Source organism: Telluria antibiotica (assembly GCF_011682055.1).
Lineage (GTDB): Bacteria > Pseudomonadota > Gammaproteobacteria > Burkholderiales > Burkholderiaceae_D > Telluria > Telluria antibiotica.
In genome coordinates this window covers 46,158-64,153 of sequence record NZ_JAAQOM010000015.1, presented here as the reverse complement: position 1 = coordinate 64,153, position 17,996 = coordinate 46,158, and the positions used below count along the sequence as shown (strand labels likewise).

The 17,996-nt window shown below is 65.9% G+C and carries 15 protein-coding genes; 6 read left to right on the top strand and 9 right to left on the bottom strand.

Annotation, left to right across the window (positions count from 1 at the left end; all coding sequences use genetic code 11):
- Positions 1 to 266: 266 nt before the first annotated feature.
- Both HAV22_RS22860 and HAV22_RS22855 read right to left on the bottom strand, forming a co-directional pair.
- A complete protein-coding gene (locus HAV22_RS22860; RefSeq protein WP_166862111.1) occupies positions 267 to 1,439 on the bottom strand; it encodes a helix-turn-helix domain-containing protein in 1,173 nt (390 codons plus the stop codon).
- Between the two features lie 160 nt (positions 1,440 to 1,599).
- On the bottom strand, positions 1,600 to 2,847 hold the full coding sequence (locus HAV22_RS22855; RefSeq protein ID WP_371869715.1) for a XylR family transcriptional regulator: 1,248 nt from the start codon (positions 2,845 to 2,847) through the stop codon (positions 1,600 to 1,602).
- Positions 2,848 to 3,184: 337 nt separating this feature from the next.
- Here HAV22_RS22855 and HAV22_RS22850 point away from each other — a divergent pair, with 337 nt between their 5' ends.
- Positions 3,185 to 3,691, top strand: a complete 507-nt coding sequence (locus tag HAV22_RS22850) for a DUF1993 domain-containing protein (RefSeq protein WP_166862109.1) — start codon at positions 3,185 to 3,187, stop codon at positions 3,689 to 3,691.
- Positions 3,692 to 3,695: 4 nt separating this feature from the next.
- On the opposite strand, the gene HAV22_RS22845 is transcribed toward HAV22_RS22850, so the two are convergent.
- Both HAV22_RS22845 and HAV22_RS22840 read right to left on the bottom strand, forming a co-directional pair.
- Positions 3,696 to 3,899, bottom strand: a complete 204-nt coding sequence (locus tag HAV22_RS22845) for a DUF1289 domain-containing protein (RefSeq protein ID WP_166862306.1) — start codon at positions 3,897 to 3,899, stop codon at positions 3,696 to 3,698.
- An 88-nt stretch (positions 3,900 to 3,987) separates the two neighbouring features.
- Positions 3,988 to 4,557, bottom strand: a complete 570-nt coding sequence (locus HAV22_RS22840; protein WP_166862107.1) for a DUF1415 domain-containing protein — start codon at positions 4,555 to 4,557, stop codon at positions 3,988 to 3,990.
- A 431-nt stretch (positions 4,558 to 4,988) separates the two neighbouring features.
- On the opposite strand from HAV22_RS22840, the gene HAV22_RS22835 reads away from it, so the two are divergent.
- Both HAV22_RS22835 and HAV22_RS22830 read left to right on the top strand, forming a co-directional pair.
- Positions 4,989 to 6,359 carry a transglycosylase SLT domain-containing protein gene (locus HAV22_RS22835; RefSeq protein ID WP_208296336.1) on the top strand — a complete coding sequence of 457 codons (1,371 nt, stop codon included), beginning with the start codon at positions 4,989 to 4,991 and terminating at the stop codon, positions 6,357 to 6,359.
- A 429-nt stretch (positions 6,360 to 6,788) separates the two neighbouring features.
- On the top strand, positions 6,789 to 8,363 hold the full coding sequence (locus HAV22_RS22830) for a DEAD/DEAH box helicase (protein WP_166862105.1): 1,575 nt from the start codon (positions 6,789 to 6,791) through the stop codon (positions 8,361 to 8,363).
- An 85-nt stretch (positions 8,364 to 8,448) separates the two neighbouring features.
- Here HAV22_RS22830 and senA read toward each other — a convergent pair whose 3' ends face one another.
- The gene (gene senA / locus HAV22_RS22825; protein WP_229421376.1) at positions 8,449 to 9,666 is read right to left on the bottom strand and encodes a selenoneine synthase SenA; all 1,218 of its coding nucleotides are present in this window, start codon (positions 9,664 to 9,666) and stop codon (positions 8,449 to 8,451) included.
- Between the two features lie 38 nt (positions 9,667 to 9,704).
- Between senA and senB the strand changes: the two genes are divergently transcribed.
- Positions 9,705 to 10,670, top strand: coding sequence for a selenoneine biosynthesis selenosugar synthase SenB (gene senB, locus HAV22_RS22820; RefSeq protein ID WP_166862103.1), 966 nt, complete (start codon positions 9,705 to 9,707; stop codon positions 10,668 to 10,670).
- Between the two features lie 15 nt (positions 10,671 to 10,685).
- The gene (gene selD / locus HAV22_RS22815; RefSeq protein ID WP_166862101.1) at positions 10,686 to 11,741 is read left to right on the top strand and encodes a selenide, water dikinase SelD; all 1,056 of its coding nucleotides are present in this window, start codon (positions 10,686 to 10,688) and stop codon (positions 11,739 to 11,741) included.
- Here selD and HAV22_RS22810 read toward each other — a convergent pair.
- Positions 11,738 to 12,364: a DUF1906 domain-containing protein gene (locus tag HAV22_RS22810; RefSeq protein WP_166862099.1), complete on the bottom strand. Its 627-nt coding sequence runs from the start codon at positions 12,362 to 12,364 to the stop codon at positions 11,738 to 11,740. The two genes, selD and HAV22_RS22810, sit on opposite strands and share 4 nt — an antisense overlap.
- A gap of 523 nt (positions 12,365 to 12,887) precedes the next feature.
- On the opposite strand from HAV22_RS22810, the gene leuA reads away from it, so the two are divergent.
- Positions 12,888 to 14,576 carry a 2-isopropylmalate synthase gene (gene leuA / locus HAV22_RS22805; protein ID WP_166862097.1) on the top strand — a complete coding sequence of 563 codons (1,689 nt, stop codon included), beginning with the start codon at positions 12,888 to 12,890 and terminating at the stop codon, positions 14,574 to 14,576.
- Between the two features lie 104 nt (positions 14,577 to 14,680).
- Here leuA and HAV22_RS22800 read toward each other — a convergent pair whose 3' ends face one another.
- From HAV22_RS22800 to egtD, 3 genes are read right to left on the bottom strand one after another with little or no spacing between them, the layout of a single operon-like run.
- Positions 14,681 to 15,610, bottom strand: a complete 930-nt coding sequence (locus tag HAV22_RS22800) for a YihY/virulence factor BrkB family protein (RefSeq protein WP_166862095.1) — start codon at positions 15,608 to 15,610, stop codon at positions 14,681 to 14,683.
- Complete coding sequence (gene egtB, locus HAV22_RS22795; RefSeq protein ID WP_166862093.1) at positions 15,607 to 16,830, bottom strand: ergothioneine biosynthesis protein EgtB; 1,224 nt, start codon at positions 16,828 to 16,830, stop codon at positions 15,607 to 15,609. The genes HAV22_RS22800 and egtB overlap by 4 nt, the downstream gene beginning before the upstream one ends.
- Positions 16,831 to 16,848: 18 nt before the next feature.
- Entirely contained in the window at positions 16,849 to 17,814 is a 966-nt protein-coding gene (egtD, locus tag HAV22_RS22790) for an L-histidine N(alpha)-methyltransferase (RefSeq protein ID WP_166862091.1), read from the bottom strand.
- Between the last annotated feature and the right edge of the window lie 182 nt (positions 17,815 to 17,996).

Genomic DNA, 17,996 nt, shown 5'->3' with positions numbered 1-17,996 from the left:
TGGATGTCGGGAATGCTCCAGCCAACACGGACGAAAAAAAAGGCGGCCGAAGCCGCCCGGAACCCACTTGAACGCGGGAGGAGATCGCAATGAAAATCGCCGGGCGGGGTCGCGCATGCGCGCTGCCGAGCCCGGCACGATATGCAATACGACGCAATCATTCTACGAATGGCCCGGCGGCGCGGCCACAACGAAATCCATCAACCGCGCGGTGAAATCCCGTGGGTGGGCAAAGTGAAAAATGCGGCCGCGAGCGCGGCCGCGCGCTACGATCCGAGGTCGGCGGGCGCCGCTTCGCGCAGCTTGCGGAAGGTCTTCGGCGTGCAGCCGTATTCTTCCTTGAACAGCTTGTTGAAGTAGGAGACGTTCCGGTAGCCGACCGCGTAAGCAATTTCCGCCACGCTGCTGTCTTCCTTGTCGCCCAGAAGGCGTGCCGCCTCGGTCAGCCTGAGCTTGTTGAGATAGGTGGAGAACGTGAAGCCCAGCTCCGCCTTGAGGATCTCGTTGATCTTGTTGCGGCTGATGCCAAGCGTGCTCACCATGGTCTCGACGTCGAGTTCCGGGTTCGGATACGCCGTCGCCATGAAGCGCAGGATGGCACTCTGCTCCTTGTCCCTGTGCAGGTCCTGGGACAGTTGCTGGTAAGCGACCAGCGGCAGGTCGCGTCGCACCTTGTCTTCGACGTCCACGAGCAACGCCTGCGTGTGCCGCCGGAAGAACCAGAAGGCGTAGGCGGGCCACGCGACGATCATGAACGCCCAGAATCCATACAAGTAGCGCATGTCGCGCCCCATCAGGGTGACGCCCTTGATCTGCACCTTGGACACCACGTCGAACGGACTCTGGAACGTGTTGCCGAACGAGAGCTTGGCGACCTTCTTCGGCGTGAACTCCTGCTGCGCGAGGTTCAGCTTGTGCCTGTCGAACCACCACTGGTCGGTCCGGAGGCGCGCCAGGTCGAGCTCGACGTGTTCGCCTCGCTCATTGCAGAAATAATAGGAATAGGCCAAGCGGTATGTCGCGTAGTCGCCCGGGACCGACACATGGTCCTCGAACATCACGAGGCCGAACGCCAGCGTGTTGGCCGGCGCGCACGCGACGTCGAAGGCAATGCTGCTGTAGCGCGACAGGTCGACGAGCGTGGGCTTGCCGGCCCGATCGAGAAACGCCAGCTCGACCTTGGCATACGGGTAGTCCACCGCCTTCACCGACGTGGATTCGAAACTCAGCGTGGACGTGTCGTCGACGAGCCGGATCGTCGACCGTCCGCCCACGTCCTTGTCGGAAATCAGGTCACTCCGCATCGGCAGGGCGCGGTCCGCCGCCGGCAACACGGTCATGCGGATGTACGTGCAGCGCATACAGATAAAGCCGATGAGGACACTTGCCGCCATCAGGACCAGCAGCCCCGTGAGCGCCTTGTTGTAAAAACTCTGCATTACGCGATTACTGCCTCGGCAAATTTACGCTGACTGACATCGTTCCGCGCCCAAGGCCGTCATGGCATGGTCGTCGTCAATATGATGACAGGTCGCGGGCGCATCTGTCGAGGGACATCACCTCCTGGCAACTAACTACTGCAGGCCGGCCGCAACGGCATTACATGGCGATCACGCAGGCATCGGCATCGTTCGCGGCGCCGTCGGCGGGCGCCGCCACGCCGTTACCGATGCGCTGCTGGTACTCGCGCGGCGTGCATCCGAGTTCGCGCTTGAACACGGCGAACAGGTATTGCATTGAGGTAAATCCGCAACGATGTGCAACCTCGGCCACGCTGACGTCGCCGCGCGTCAGCAACGCGGTCGCGGCCTCGAGCTTGAAGCGCAGGATTTCATCGTGCACGCTGCACGCCAGTTCTTGCTGGAAATACAACTCGAGCGTCGAGCGCGACACGCCGACGTAATCCGCCACCTGGTCGCCCTTGATGCCCTGGCAGGCGTATTGGCGGATGAAATGCCTGGCGCGCATGACGCGCGGATTCTTGATCGGCCGGTGGGCGCTCGACGACAGCACGTTGATACCGGCGGGCGGCACGAGGATGCGCTTACACTCCAGATACGTTCCCTCGAGCAACTGATGGAGCATGCGGGCCGCCGTCCGCCCCATTTCCTGGGTGCCCTGGATCACTGAGCTGAGCGGGATGCACGACAGCATGCGAGCGAGCGGGTCGTTGTCGATGCCGATGATCGCGACCTGTTCCGGGACGGCGATATTGGCGGTCTGACATGCTTGCAGCAGTTGCCGGGCCCGTGCATCCGTGACCGCGATGATACCGACCGGCTTGGGCAGGCTGTGCAGCCACTCGACCTGGTGCGCGACGACCTCGTCCCACGACGATCCCGCGTGCGCCCGTCCACGGAAGACCGCGACGTCGAGTTTATCTCGCCTCATTAAATTCTCGAACGCCTTTTCACGTTCGTGCGCCCAGCGGTGCTCGATGCCGTTGGGCAAGGAAAACAGGGCAAAATGACGCAGGCCGACGTCGATCAGGTGCGTATAGGCGAGATTGACGAGCTTGAAATTGTCGGTCGCGACATAGGGTACGCCGACGGGATAATCCGCGTCGTCGGCGTACGAGCCGCCCACCCCGACGACGGGGATGCTGCTGCCGGACAAGGCTGCGGCGACGGCCGGGTCGTCGAAATCCGCGATGATGCCGTCGCCTTGCCAGTTAGCCAGACTCGGCAGGCGCAGGCGGAAATCGTCTTCCACGAACAATTCCCAGGATGCCCGCCTGCTCGACAGGTACCCGGCGATGCCGGCGATGATCTCCCGATCGAAAACCTTGTTTGCGTTGAACAGCAGCGCGATCCGATGCGTTTTAGAAGTCGTCATGCAAGTCTCCACGTTGCGTCCTGTCCGGACGTCTCTAGTGCAACCGGCCGGCCCCGCAGCGTGACAATGCTCGGGAGCAAGCCCTTCCGCCTACGTGGAAAAGTATATTTTTCGCATAAGGATCCTCTCGTAATAGTATTTTTCGATTTCCTAGGAGGATTCAAAAAGTTGAAGTTTTGCGCGAAAAAATTGTTATTCCTGCCGCATCGGTGTCGCACGCACGCGATGGGCTGCGGCAGGGGCACGCCGCAGCCGCAGTTCTCTAAGGCAACATGAAGTTTCCGGCAGGCGCCAAGCGGCATCGATGCAAGCTTGTTATGATCGAACTCTTTCCACAAAGGAGATCCTGATGAGCATTTCCCTGTACACGGCCTCCGTGCCCGTATTCCGCCAGATCCTCGGCAGCCTGGCGGCCATCCTGGCGAAGGCGGAGGCGCACGTCGATGCGAAGAAGCTGGACCCGAATGCGCTGCTGCAGGCGCGGCTGTTCCCGGACATGTTCCCGCTGGTGCGCCAGGTCCAGCTTGCGACGGATTTTGCCAAGGGTGCGGGCGCGCGCCTGGCGGGCATGGACGTGCCCCGCTACGACGACGTCGAGACGGATTTTGCAGGACTGCAAGCCCGCCTGGAAAAGACGCTGGCGTTCCTCGACACGGTCGTGCGCGAAGCCGTCGACGCGGGCGGCGACCGCGACATCACGATCGGCACCGGCGACAACAAGCGCCAGTTCAAGGGCCAGGTCTATTTATTACACTACGCGCTGCCCAACTTCTATTTCCATGCCACGACGGCATACGACATCCTGCGCCACAACGGGCTGGAGATCGGGAAACGGGATTTCGTCGGGACGTTCTGAGGAATCAGGTATTGCGGCGCGGATAGCCCTGCGCCAGAATCCGCTGCCACACGACTTCCTTCTGCTCGGCCGTCATCGAGACCCAGTGCGCGACCTCGACGACGGTCCGGCCGCAGCCGCGGCAGATGTCGTCGAACGTCGTGGAGCAGACGGCAACACAAGGTGTGTCGGGGCGCTGCGGGAGCGCCCCGACAGGGCGCTCCGGCAATGCCTCGACAGGCCGCTCCCGCAGTGACTCGACAGGCCGCTCCGGCAGTGCCTCGACAGGACTTTCGGGCAACGGCCCGCCCTGCGCATCAACGGGCGGGGCCGACATCGAGCTTGTCCCAGCCTTCATGGCCGAGCTTTTCCATGGTCTCGATATTCTTCTCGAAGATCTCGGCAGCGTCCGGAATCGCTTCGACGGCGCGGTCGATGCTGTCCTCGCGCAGCAGCTGCAGCGTCGGGTAAGGCGAACGGTTCGTGTAGTTCTCGATGTCGTTCGGATCCGTGTCGGCGAACTGGTAGTCCGGATGGAAGCTGGCGATCTGCAGCTCGCCATCCAGGCTCATGTCTTCGACGGCCGCGTCGGCCACGTCGAGGAATTCATTGAAATCCAGGAAATCCTGCAAGACGTACGGATGGATCAGCAACGTGGTGTCGACCTGTTCCGGGTCGGTCTCCGCCAGCAGCTGCAATTCATCCATCAGCGTGTCCAGCAGCGATTCCGGCGTGCGCGCATGCGAGACGACGTAGCGGACCTGGTCCTTGACTTGCACGGCCTTCGCGAACGGGCACAGGTTCAGGCCGATGACGGCGCGGTCGACCCAGCGCCGGGTGGCGGCGACGATCGCTTCATCGTCCGGAATCTCGTTGGCAGTGCTCATGTGACGCTTTCTAAAGTAATACAAACCGCATGCTGCGGAGACGGCAATTGTACGCGCAGTTTGCGTCCTCTCATAGAACGACCGGCACGCCGGGCTACCTTGGCGAAATCCCCGCACGCAGGTGGTATTACCCGCCGGTTGCTCGCCGCTGGATACCGGCTTGACAATGCGGATGTCGGCGCCGCCACCGCAATTTTCAAGGTACACCCGGGTGTATGCAAAAATCCACTTGATATCCGTCAGACAAAAATGCAAAGCAGGGAACCATACTCCCATCCAAAACGTCTTATCGCAGGTACCCGTTGGCAAAAAGAATAGACAAGGTTTTTTGTAACCGCGGCGACTTATTTCTTGACTGGCCCGGTAACTGGTCCGTACACTCCGGGTTTACTCGTCAGTCCTGCCGTTCCTGGACGCAACACTGGAAAGCTATGAACGAAACGACTCGCTCCACTTACGCCCTGACCGTCGCGCTCCTGCTGGGACCCGCGCTCGGTCACGCCGCCGACAGCGCCCCGAGCCCGATCGCCCAGAGCGGCAGCACCACGACCAGCACGGCGGCGCTGGCCAAGTCCATCCTGCCGCAGGCGCTGACCCCGGCCAAGGCCGACGACTATAAAGATCCGGACTTGTGGGCCCGCATCCGCAGCGGCTACGCGATTCCCGACATCGACAACGCCCTCGTCGCCAAGCACGTCCAGTGGTACGCGAGCCGTCCCGATTACCTGGCCCGCACCTCCGGCCGCGCGTCGCTGTACCTGTACCACGTCGTGCAGGAACTGGAAAAGCGCGGCATGCCGACGGAGCTCGCGTTGCTGCCCGTCATCGAATCCGCGTTCAACCCGCAAGCGCTGTCGAACGCCGACGCGGCCGGCATCTGGCAATTCGTGCCCGGCACCGGGCGCGACTTCAATCTGCAGCAGAACATGTTCAAGGACGAGCGCCGCGGCGTGCTCGCCTCCACGGACGCCGCCCTCACCTATCTGCAGCGCCTGTACACGATGTTCGGCGACTGGCAGCTCGCGCTGGCCGCCTACAACTGGGGCGAAGGCAATGTGCAGCGGGCCATCCAGAAGAACCGCGCGCTGGGCAAGCCGACGGATTACGAAAGCCTGTGCGAACTGATGCCGGCCGAGACGCGCAACTACGTGCCGAAGCTGCAGGCGGTCAAGAACATCATCGCCAATCCAGCCCAGTACGGCGTCGCGCTGCCCACGATCGACAATTCGCCGTATTTCGTCGCCGTCGACAAGACGTCCGACATCGACCTGGCCGTGGCTGCCCAGCTGGCCGAGATGTCCGTCGACGAATTCAAGGCGCTGAACCCGCAATTCAAGAAGCCCGTCATCACGGGCGAATCCACGAAGATCCTGCTCCCCAAGGAAAACGCCGAGAAGTTCAACCTGAACCTCGCGCAATGGGGCCGGGCGCTGTCGTCGTGGACGACGCACAAGATCACGTCGGCCCGCGAAAGCATCGCGTCGCTGGCCGCCAAGCTGGGCACGACGCCGGAAGTGATCCGCCAGGCGAACAACATCCCGCCGCAGATGCGCCTGAAGGCCGGCTCGACCATCCTCGTGCCGAAGACCACGGCCACGGCCGGCAACGACATCGCCGAGAGCATCGTCGAGAACGCCTCGATGGCGCTCGAAGCCGACCGCGGCGATGCGCGCCGCGCCCACAAGCTGTCCGGCGCCCAGCGCATCAAGGCCAGCGCGGCCCATGCCGTGGCCGAGCTCAAGAGCCGCGTGTCGCGCGGCAACAAGCCGGCCGTCAGTGCCCACGGGCGCAAGCGCCGCTGATCCGCCGTATCATTCCGACAACGCGACGGGCCCCGCAGCCCGTCCAATCGCGCACATACCGACGTGTGCCGTGCACGCTCTTCAAAAGTACGGTATAGTGTCGGTTGTGCGCTGCAATAAACGCGTTGTCATGCTCCGCGAGGGCAGCCCACCAAAGTCGTAAAGCAGTACAACCGCAGCATCGCAAGCCCAGGCGTCCACAAAGTGGATGCGTCGACAAACCAGGTTTATCGACGCACCTTAAGGATGTCCTTTCATAAAGCCCTCCCGCCCTGCGTGCCGAAACAGGCACCGTCCCGGCGCAAAGCTTTTGTGCCGAAATTTCTTTCGTTTCAGAGTCATTTCGTATTGTTGGCTCGCGTTGCTATTTCGCGTTCCGCTCCGAATAGCGTGGACGCTCACTGATCCATACCGAAAGTTAAATAAACAATGAGTTTTGAAGCACTAGGCTTACACGCGTCCATCGTCAAGGCAGTCTTCCAGGCCGGCTATGAAAAGCCGACCCCGGTGCAGGAGCAGGCGGTGCCGGCAGCGATCGCCGGCCGCGATCTGCTGGTCTCGTCGCAAACCGGTTCCGGCAAGACGGCGGCATTCATGCTGCCCTCCCTGCACAAATTCGCTGACGCCGAACCGGCCCCGGCCGGCCGCACGCCCGCGCAGGATGCGCAGGCGGCCCGCGCTCGTGGCGAGCGCGTCCGTTTCAAGGCAGCCCAGCCGAAAATGCTCGTGCTGACCCCGACCCGCGAACTGGCCCTGCAGGTGACCACCGCCACCGAGCAGTACACCGCGCACATGCGCCGCATCCGCGCCGTCTCGATCCTGGGCGGCATGCCGTATCCGAAGCAGATGCAACTGCTGGCCAAGAATCCGGAAATCCTCGTCGCGACGCCTGGCCGCCTGATCGACCACATGGAGTCGGGCAAGATCGACTTCTCGCAGCTCGAGATCCTCGTGCTGGACGAAGCCGATCGCATGCTGGACATGGGCTTCATCGAAGACATCGAGAAGATCGTCGCCGCGACGCCGGAAACGCGCCAGACCATGCTGTTCTCGGCCACGCTGGATGGCGTCGTCGGCAACATGGCGCGCCGCATCACGAAGAATCCGCAAGTGATCCAGATCATGAGCGCGACCAATCGCCACGAGAACATCGTGCAGAAGGTTCACTTTGTCGACGACCTGTCGCACAAGAACCGCCTGCTCGACCACCTGCTGCGCGATGAAACCATGGACCAGGCCGTCGTCTTCACCGCCACCAAGCGCGATGCCGACATGATCGCCGACCGCCTGAACATCGCCGGCTTCGCGGCCGCCGCACTGCATGGCGACATGCACCAGGGCGCCCGCAACCGCACGCTGGACAGCATGCGCCGCGGCCAGGTGCGTGTGCTCGTGGCCACCGACGTCGCCGCCCGCGGCATCGACGTGCCGTCGATTACCCACGTGGTGAACTACGACCTGCCGAAGTTCCCGGAAGACTACGTGCACCGCATCGGCCGCACGGGCCGCGCCGGCCGCAACGGCACCGCCGTCTCGCTCGTGAACCACGCGGAAAGCATGAACGTGCGTCGCATCGAACGCTTCACCAAGCAGACGATCCCCGTCGACGTGGTCGAAGGCTTCGAGCCGAAGCGCTCGGCGGCACCCCGTTCGGGCGCGCGTCCGGGCTGGAAACCCGGCGACGGCCGCGGCGGCAAGCCGGGTCAGCGCAGCTTCCACAAGCCGGCCGGTGAAGGCTACCGCGGCGGCGCCCAGCCGGGCGGCCAGCGTGAAGGCGGCTATCGCAGCGAAGCCGCACCGCGCAGCGAAGGCGGTTACCAGGGCCAGCGTCGCGAAGGCGGCTATCGCAGCGAAGCCGCTCCGCGCACTGACGGCGGCTACCAGGGCCAGCGCCGCGAAGGCGGCTTCCGCAGCGAAGGCGCACCGCGTCGCGAGCGCAGCGGCGGCTTCGGCGCGCATCCGCGCTCGGCCGACTCGGCCCGCCGCACGTTCGGCGACCGTTGATCGCAGGGGCGCTTCGCCCCTTGCTTGAAACAAAAAACCCCCGGCACCGCAATGCCGGGGGTTTTGTTTTATGGCGCCGCGCCGCTCACGGCGCGCAACTGCGAAACCCTGCGAAGATGTCGTCCCGCTCGGGCGTGAAAAAATTGCGGAAGTGCGGCGAGCGCAGGCGCGCCGGCGTCGCGAACGACGCGCCGCGCAAGGTCTGGCGCGTGCCGAACCACGGGGCCGAGTAGTCGCGGTAGCGGTCGGCCTCGAAGCCGGCGAACGGCAGGAACGGCGACGCCGTCCATTCCCACACCTGGCCCCATGAGAAGCCCGGCTGTCCGGATGCGGCCGCGAATTCCCACTCGTCTTCCGTCGGCAGCCGGCGTCCGGCCCACGCGCACCATGCCTGCGCCTCGTACAGGTTCACGTGGCGCACGGGTTCCGCGAGGTCGAGCGCGACGGGGCGGCCGAAGCGCACCGTGTGCCAGTCGTCGCCTTCGCGCGCCCAGTAGCGCGGCGCGGAGCGCTCCTGCGTCATGAGCCACGCGCGGCCCGCGTCCGTCCAGTACTGCGAACGCTCGTAGCCACCGTCGTGCACGAAGTCGAGGAATGCGCCCGTGCTGACGGGGCCGGCGTCCAGCGCGAACGGCGCCACCTTGACGACGGCGGCGCTCTTCTCGTTGTCGAACACGAAGCCGGTCGACTGGTCGCCGCCGCGCACGTAGCTGCCGCCGGCGAACGCGATCTCGCCCGCGGGCGCCCCGGCAGTAGGATGCGTCGGCACCAGCACGTGCGCAGGCGCGGGCGCGCCGCGCGATTGCAGCGTCTGCAACGTGTACAGGAACGCTTCGCCATGCATGTCCTCATGGGCCAGGGCAAGGCGATACGGATACAGCGCCGCGTCGTCGTCGGGCTCGTGCTCGTGCTCGAGGCGGTCGAGGATGCGGTCGAGCACCTCATGGCAATAGGTCTTCACGGCGCCGGGTGGCGGCAGGTCGAGCGTCCAGCGCGCGCCGTGCGCGACGGTGCCGGAGTCGAACCAGTCGTCGCCGCGCGCCAGCAACGAATGGCCGCTGGCCGCGCCGGGGCGGCTGTCCAGCGCGCCGCGCAGCACGAACCATTCGGCGAACCACGCCACGTGACCCAGCTCCCACAACGGCGGATTCACGGTGGGCAGGCGCGGCACGCGCGCGGCGGCGTCGTAGCCGGCGGCCGCGAGGGCTTCGAACAGCGCCAGCGTATAATGCCGCGCATCCTGCAGCGCGACGGCCAGCTCTCCGGGTCCCGCGTAGCGGAACGATGCTTGATTGACGGTCATGCATCATTGTACGACCATTTACCAGCCCCTCCCACTGCATGGCCAGCGCACACATCCACATCGTCAGCCCCGCATCCGCCCGCGAAAACAACGGCAACTGGCAGACGGCCAGCCGCTGGCGGCGCCATCTCGCACGCGACTACCGCGTCACCATCGGTCCCGGCTGGAATCCGGGCGATGCCGTTCCCGACCTGCTGATCGCGCTGCACGCGCGCCGCTCCGCCGCCGCGTTGGCCGCGTTCACGGATGCCCATCCCGGGCGCCCCGCGCTGCTCGTGTTGACCGGCACGGACCTGTATCGCGACATCCACGAGGACGATACGGCGCGCGCGTCGCTGGAACGCGCGACGGCGCTCGTCGTGCTGCAACCGCGCGGGCTGGACGAGCTGCCGGCAGCGTTGCGCGCCAAGGCGCACGTGATCTATCAATCGGCCCCGGGCCTGCGTCCCGCGCGCCCGCGCGTGCCGCTCGACGTCGCCATGATCGGCCACCTGCGCGCCGAAAAGGATCCGCAGACGTTCATGGACGCGGCCCGGCTCGTGCGCGCGTCCGGCGTGCGCCTGCTGCACATCGGCGCCGCGCTCGATCCGGCGCTGGGCCAGCGCGCACGCGCCACGCACGAGGCGACACAAGCGTACCGCTGGCTCGGCGCCCTGCCCCACATGGCGACGCGGCGCCGGCTGCGGCGCTGCCACGCGATGGTGATCGCGTCGCGCATGGAAGGCGGCGCGAACGTCATCATCGAAGCCGTCACCAGCGGCGTGCCCGTGCTGGCGTCGCGCATCGCGGGCAACGTCGGCATGCTGGGCGACGACTATGCCGGCTACTTCGCACCGGGCGACGCCGCCGCGCTGGCCGCCCTCGTCGACCGCAGCGCGCGCGACGTCGGCTTCGTCCTGCGGCTGCGCCGCCAGTGCGCGGCGCGCGCCCGCCTCTTCGCACCGGCCGCCGAGCGAGCGCGCCTGCTCGACTTGGTGGATAATCTGCTGTTCCGACCCACGTAAGCACATGAGCACCCTATGAACACATCCGCCGACCAACCCATCAAACTGACCTCGTTTTCCCACGGCGGCGGCTGCGGCTGCAAGATCGCGCCGGGCGTGCTGTCCGAGATCCTCAAGAAGTCGAGCGGCTTCCCCGTGCCGAAAGAACTCATGGTCGGCATCGAGACGGCGGACGACGCGGCCGTCTACAGGCTGAACGACGAGCAGGCGCTGATCGCGACGACGGACTTCTTCATGCCCATCGTCGACGACCCGTTCGACTTCGGCCGCATCGCCGCCACCAACGCGATCTCGGACGTGTACGCGATGGGCGGCACGCCGATCATGGCGCTGGCCCTCGTCGGCATGCCGATCAACAAGCTGCCGCTGGACACCATCGGCAAGATCATCCAGGGCGGCGAATCGATCTGCGCGGAAGCGGGCATCCCCATCGCGGGTGGCCACACGATCGATTCCGTGGAGCCCATCTACGGCCTCGTCGTCATGGGCCTCGTGCATCCATCGAAGGTCAAGCGCAACGCGGACGCGCGCGCGGGTGACGTGCTCGTCCTCGGCAAGCCGCTGGGCGTCGGGGTGCTGTCGGCCGCGCTGAAGAAGGATCAACTGGATGCGGACGGCTATGCCGCGATGGTCGCGAACACGACGAAGCTGAACAAGCCGGGCAAGGCGCTGTCGGAACTGCCGGGCGTGCACGCGCTGACGGACGTCACCGGGTTCGGCCTGCTGGGGCACCTGCTCGAACTGGCGCGCGGCGCGAAGCTCACCGCGAAGCTCGACATGGCGCAGATCCCGCTGTTGCCCGGTGTCGAGGCGCTGGCCCACGCGGGCTATTTCACCGGCGCGTCGGGCCGCAACTGGGATGCGTACGGCCATGACGTGCAACTGGGCGGCGCGATCACGGACACGCAGCGCGTGCTGCTGACCGACCCGCAAACGTCGGGCGGCCTGCTCGTCTCCTGCGATCCCGGCAGCCTGGACGAGGTGCTCGCGCTATTCCGCCGCGAAGGCTTCGGCGACGCCGCCGTCATCGGATCGATGGCAGCGGGCGATCCGAAAGTGGTCGTCGGCTAAAGCGTAAAAAGGCCGCCGTCGCGGTCCGGATGCGTCGCGTCCGGATCGATGTCGAGCATGATCCCGTCCGCGCCCGGAATGCGCATCGGCAGCCGCTGGATGATGTCGTAGCGCTGCTGTTCCGCGTACTGGCGCGAGCCGGCGAACGCCGTCGACTGCGACAGCCACGACAAGTCCGCGGCGCCGCGCTCGACGAGCGTGCCGCAGCACAAGCCCGAGCCGTAGACGCCCACGCGGTAAGACGGCTGCCCTTCCGCCGCCACGTACAACGCGGCGTGCACCCCAGTGAAATAATTACTGACGGCGCCGTCGAGGTCGGCCTGCGTGGGGTCGTAGTCGACGGCGAAATAGATGGCGGAGCCGAACGGCTGCCCGATCGTGTCGCGCGCCATGCGGAATGCCGCGGCGCCGTCCGCCAAACCTTGCGCGCGGGTGAAGAAGCCGGCGCGGGTACCGCTCGTCTCCCACACGACGCCGATGGCAAGACCCGCCTGCGACAGCGCCCGCGCCTCGCCCAGCGACAGGTTCTTGGCCGCGTTGGTGCTGTAGTAACGCAGCACGAAATCGTAGCCTTGCGCCTTCAGCGCCTCCGCATGGCGCGTCAGCTCCATCGTCGTATCCATTCCCTTGCGTACCGGCATCGTCCCTCCTCGCGCCATGAAACGGCTACTCTGCCATTGCGGTGATCCGACTCAATTGATCGTTCGCAAAAACCGCCAGTCGCAAACCACCCGCGCCCGTCGTAGCCAAACGACAACGCAGGAAACGCTTGACACACCAAACAAAATTCACTTAGAGTGGAGAAATGTTCTCCTCCCTGCCTCTGTCGACTTCCCTATCGCTCGCCCGCGCGCTATCGCTGGCAGCCCTGCTACTACGCGCGTAAATCGCCGCTGTCCCGCCCGGCCCGTCCGCCGGATTCGTAGCCCAAGGAAAGTTGTACCGATGTTAGTGACCACCTCATCCACGCTGTCTGTCTTTTTCGCCGGAGCTTGCCTGCCGTCTGCCGGCGCACGTGTGGTATTTCGCTCGCTGCTAATCCTACCGATCGGTTGCCGGGCCTAGCATCCCGTGGCCCGTCCGGCAGCCCTCGCCACAACGATCGAAAAACACCTTCACCGTATTCAGAACTCAGGAGCCACCGCCATGTTGACCAATCCCGCCGCCAAATACCGCGCCTTCCCCGCCGTCCCGCTCGCCGACCGCCAGTGGCCGAACCGCATCATCGACAAGCCGCCCGTGTGGATGAGCACCGACCTGCGCGACGGCAACCAGGCGCTGATCGAGCCGATGAGCCCGGAAAAGAAACTGCGCTTCTTCGAAAAGCTCGTGCAGATCGGCGTGAAGGAAATCGAGGTGGGCTTCCCGTCCGCGTCGCAGACGGACTTCGACTTCGTGCGCATGCTGGTCGAGGAAAAGCGCATTCCGGACGACGTCACCATCATCGTCCTGACGCAAGCGCGCGATGAACTGATCCGCCGCACCGTCGAGTCGTGCGTGGGCGCCAAGCAGGCCATCGTCCACGTGTACAACTCCGTGGCGCCCGTGTTCCGCCGCGTCGTGTTCGGCATGAACCAGGACGAGATCGTGCAGATCGCCATCAACGGCACGAAGCTGATCAAGGAACTCGTCGCCATGCACCCGGACACGAAATGGGGCTTCGAGTATTCGCCGGAATCGTTCTCGACGACGGAACTGGATTTCGCCAAGCGCATCGTCGACGCCGTCGTCGACGTATGGCAGCCGACCCCGGACAACAAGGCCATCATCAACCTGCCGTCGACGGTGGAAGCGGCGACGCCGAACGTGTACGCGGACCAGATCGAGTGGATGTGCCGCAACCTGAAGAACCGCGAGAGCCTCGTGATCAGCGTGCACCCGCACAATGACCGCGGCACCGCCGTCGCCGCCGCCGAACTCGCGGTGATGGCCGGCGCCGACCGCGTCGAGGGCTGTTTGTTCGGCAACGGCGAGCGCACCGGCAACGTCGACCTCGTCACGTTGGCGCTGAATCTCTACACGCAGGGCGTGCACCCCGGCCTGGACTTCTCGGACATCGACAGCGTCCGCCAGCTGGTCGAGGAATGCAACCAGATCCCCGTGCACCCGCGCCACCCGTACGTCGGCGACCTCGTGTTCACGGCGTTCTCCGGCTCGCACCAGGACGCGATCAAGAAGGGCTTCGCGAAGCAGCAGGCCGACGCGATCTGGGAAGTGCCCTATTTGCCGATCGACCCGGCCGACCTGGGCCGCAGCTACGACGCGGTGATCCGCGTGAACAGCCAGTCCGGCAAGGGCGGCATGGCTTACCTGCTCGAGCAGGAATACGGCCTCGAATTGCCGCGCCGCCTGCAGATCGAATTCTCGCGCGTCGTGCAGAAGCACACGGACGCCACGGGCCGCGAAGTGGTGGCGAGCGACATCCACGCCCTGTTCTCGAGCGAGTACTTCGAGCAGGAGAATGCCGCGTACCGCTACGTGTCGCACCGCCTCGTCGAGAACAGCGAAGGCGAGGAGCGCGTGCAGATCGACACGACCGTGCAGCACAACCGCGTGACGGAAGCGCGCCACGGCACGGGTAACGGCCCGATCGACGCGTTCGTCAACGCGCTCGGCCTGGACATCCGCCTGATGGACTACCACGAGCACTCGATCGGCTCGGGCGCCGACGCGCGCGCCGCGTGCTACGTCGAGCTGCGCCTGGCGAACGGCCCCACGTTGTTCGGTGCCGCCATCGACAGCAATATCGTGACGGCGTCGTTCAAGGCCGTGCTGTCGGCGGTGAACCGCCAGCTCGCGTTGAGCGCCGAACAGGCACCGCAGCGCGCGGCCTGAACCTCAGTCAGCCGTAGGGTGGGCACCCCGTGCCCACGCGGACGATAACGCATGCGTCCGCGTGGGCGGAGAGCGCCCACCCGACGATGAATCCCGGCCGTCGGTCACGACGTCGTCCGCATCGGCTTCGGCGGCGTCGCATGCCCGCTCTGCCCCACGCGCTCGTATTCCGCGATCACCTGGGCGCCGAACAGCAGCAGGCTCGCCGCGATCTCGAGGCTGAACATGACGACGATCGCCGTGCTCATCGAGCCGTACACGACGTTCACCTTCGACAACGTGGTGAAGTACCACACGAGCACGTGCCGCGCGAGTTCCCACAGCAGCGCCGCCGTCACGCCGCCGACGAGTGCATGCGACAGCGACAGCCGCCCCACCGGCATCACGAGATAGATCGACGTCAGCACGAGGATCTCGCCCGACAGCCCCAGCAGGTACAGCAGCGCGCCCGACACGCCGTGCAGCGACCACGTGTGCCCGAACAATTCCACGCTCTCCGAACCGATCACCTGCAACGTGCCCGCCACGAGCGTCACGATCATCACGCCGAAGCCCAGCGCGAGGATGTAGCAGTACGGGAGCACGGCCGACACGAGGAAGTGGCGGCGGCGCACGGCGACGCGGTGCACGAAGATCACGCTCATCGCGTTTTCCAGCACGGTGAACGCGAGCGAGCTGAAAAACAGCATCGTGAAGCCGAGCACCCACGTGATCAGGTCGCGGGTCTCGAGGAAGTGCGCGACCTCCTCCACCATCGGGCCGGACTGGCCCGGCACGATCAGTTCCAGGTAGCGGCGCAGCGTGAGCAGCAGGTTCAGTTCGTCGATGAAGTGCGACAGCACGACGACGACGAGCATCAGGAACGGCACGATCGACAACAGCGCGTAATACGCGACGGCGCCCGCCAGCAGCAGGCCCTGGTTGGCGCGGAATGCGCGCACGCACTGCAGGACGAAGTCGAGCGGATGTGCGAAGATCCACGCGTTCGCGCGCCGGTTCAGCACGCGCAGGCGCAGGCCGCGGGCCCGCTTCATCGCGCCAGCCTGACGCCGGTGAACTGCCAGCGCGCACCGGCCGGGAAGAAGTTGCGGTAGCTGGCCCGCGCGTGGCCGTGCGGCGTGGCGCACGACGAGCCGCGCAGCACGTACTGGTTCACCATGAACTTGCCGTTGTATTCGCCGATCGCGCCGGCGGCCGGCACGAAGCCGGGATAAGGGGCATAGCTGCTCGCCGTCCACTGCCAGCATTCGCCGAACATCTGCGCGAGGCCGGCGCTGCCCGCCGCGCGCGGGTGCAGGTCGCCGCACGTGAGCGCGGCGTCGCGCGCGGCGAACTCCCATTCGAACTCCGTCGGCAGACGCGCGCCGCGCCAGCGCGCGTACGCGTCGGCCTCGTACAGCGACACGTGCGTGACGGGGCGCGCGAGGTCCAGCGCCTGCAGGCCGTGCAAGGTGAATTCGCGCAGCCGTTCGCCGTCGCGCACCCAGTACAGCGGTTCGGCGAGCGTGCCGTTCGCGACGAGGTCCCAGCCGTCCGACAGCCACAGCGCCGGATCGCGGTAGCCGCCCGCGGCCACGAATTCGAGGTACTCGCCGTTCGTCACGAGGCGCGACGCCAGCGCGAACGGCGCCAGGTACTGCCGGTGGCGCGGGCATTCGTTGTCGAAGCCGAAGCCGTCGCACGCGTGGCCGATCTCGGCGAGGCCACCGTCGAAATCGATCCAGGACACGGGTTCGACGGGGCCGGATGCCGGCAGCGGCGAATCCACGTACGCGGGATGCGTCGGATTGCGCGACAACAGGTGCTTGACGTCCGTGAGGATCAGTTCCTGGTGCTGCTGCTCATGCTGCAGGCCCAGCTCCACGAGGCCGGCCAGTCCGGCGTCGTCCGGCGCGGATGCCATCAGGCGCAGCATGCGCGCGTCGACGTCCGCGCGGTAGGCATGCACGTCGGCCAGCGACGGCCGCGTCAACAGGCCGCGCTGCGCGCGCGGGTGCTTCGCGCCGACGCCGTTGTAGTACGAGTTGAACAGCACGCGGAACGCCGGATCGTGGGGCTGGAAGCCGGGTTCGCGCGGTTCCAGGATGAAGGTCTCGAAGAACCACGTCGTATGCGCCAGGTGCCATTTGACGGGGCTCGCGTCCGGCATCGACTGGGCACAGCAGTCCTCCGCGCTCAAGGGTTCGGCGAGGTGCAGCGAGCGCTCGCGCACGTGCTCGAATGCGGTGGACAGGCGGTGTTCGGAAGCTCCCATCGTCTCTCCTCGCTGCGCTCAATGCGACAGTGCGCGCGCGTACACCACGGCGAACCACTGCTTCGGATCGGTCCACACGCGCGTAGCCGCGAAACCGGCCTGGCCCAGCAGGCCGACGGCGTCGCTCTGGCGATATTTATAGCTGTTCTCCGTGTGGATCCACTCGCCCGCCGCGAACCGGCGGCTGCCACCGCGCCACGTCACGTGCTGCACCGTCTGCGCTTCCAGGTGCATCTCGACGCGGCCCTGGGCCGGATTGTAGAAGCCACGGTGGCGCCACTGGCGGATGTCGAAGTCGGCGTCGAGCAGGCGGTTCACGTGGCGCAGCACGTTGAGGTTGAACGCGGCCGTCACGCCCAGCGCGTCGTCGTAGGCGGCGTCCAGCACGGCGTGGTCCTTCGCGAGGTCGATGCCGATCAGCAGGCCGCCGTCGCGCCCGCACTGCGCATGCACGCGCTGCAGGAAGTCGCGGGCCTCGTCCGGCGTGAAGTTGCCGATCGACGAGCCGGGGTAGAAGAACAGGCGGCGCTCCGCGCGCACGCTGTCGGGCAGGTCGAGGCGGCTCGAGAAATCCATGCCGAGCGGACGCATGTCGATGTGGCGGAAGCGCTGGTGCAGGCGCTCGACGGCATCGTGCAGGAACTCGGCCGAGATGTCGATGGGGACGTACTGGCGCGGCTGCAGCAGCGGGAACAGGCTGGCCGCCTTCGCGCAGTTGCCGGCACCGAGGTCGATCAAGGTGGCGCCCGTGCCGACCGTCTGCGCGATCTCGACGCCGTGCAGGTCGAAGATGCCCGCTTCCGTTCGCGTGGGATAGTACTCGGGCAATTCGCAGATCGCCTCGAACAGCTTCGAGCCGAGGGGGTCGTACAAGAATTTGGGGGAGATCCAGGCCTGGCGGGCCGACAGGCTCGCGGCCAGCTCGGCGGGGACGTGCAATCCATCGTGTACTGCGGGCACTGCGGGCGACGTGGCGTTCAGCATCGGGTGTCCTCGGTGGTGCGGCCGCACCGTGCGGCCGGCTGCAATGTTGCCGTTCCGGCCATGATACGCGATTCCGCGATTCCGCACGCACGGGCGCGCGCCGTCAAACCTGGCGCCGAAATTCGGGGTCAGAGCACATTTTTTTGCATATTCGGGGTCAGAGCACGGTTTCGCATCGAAGC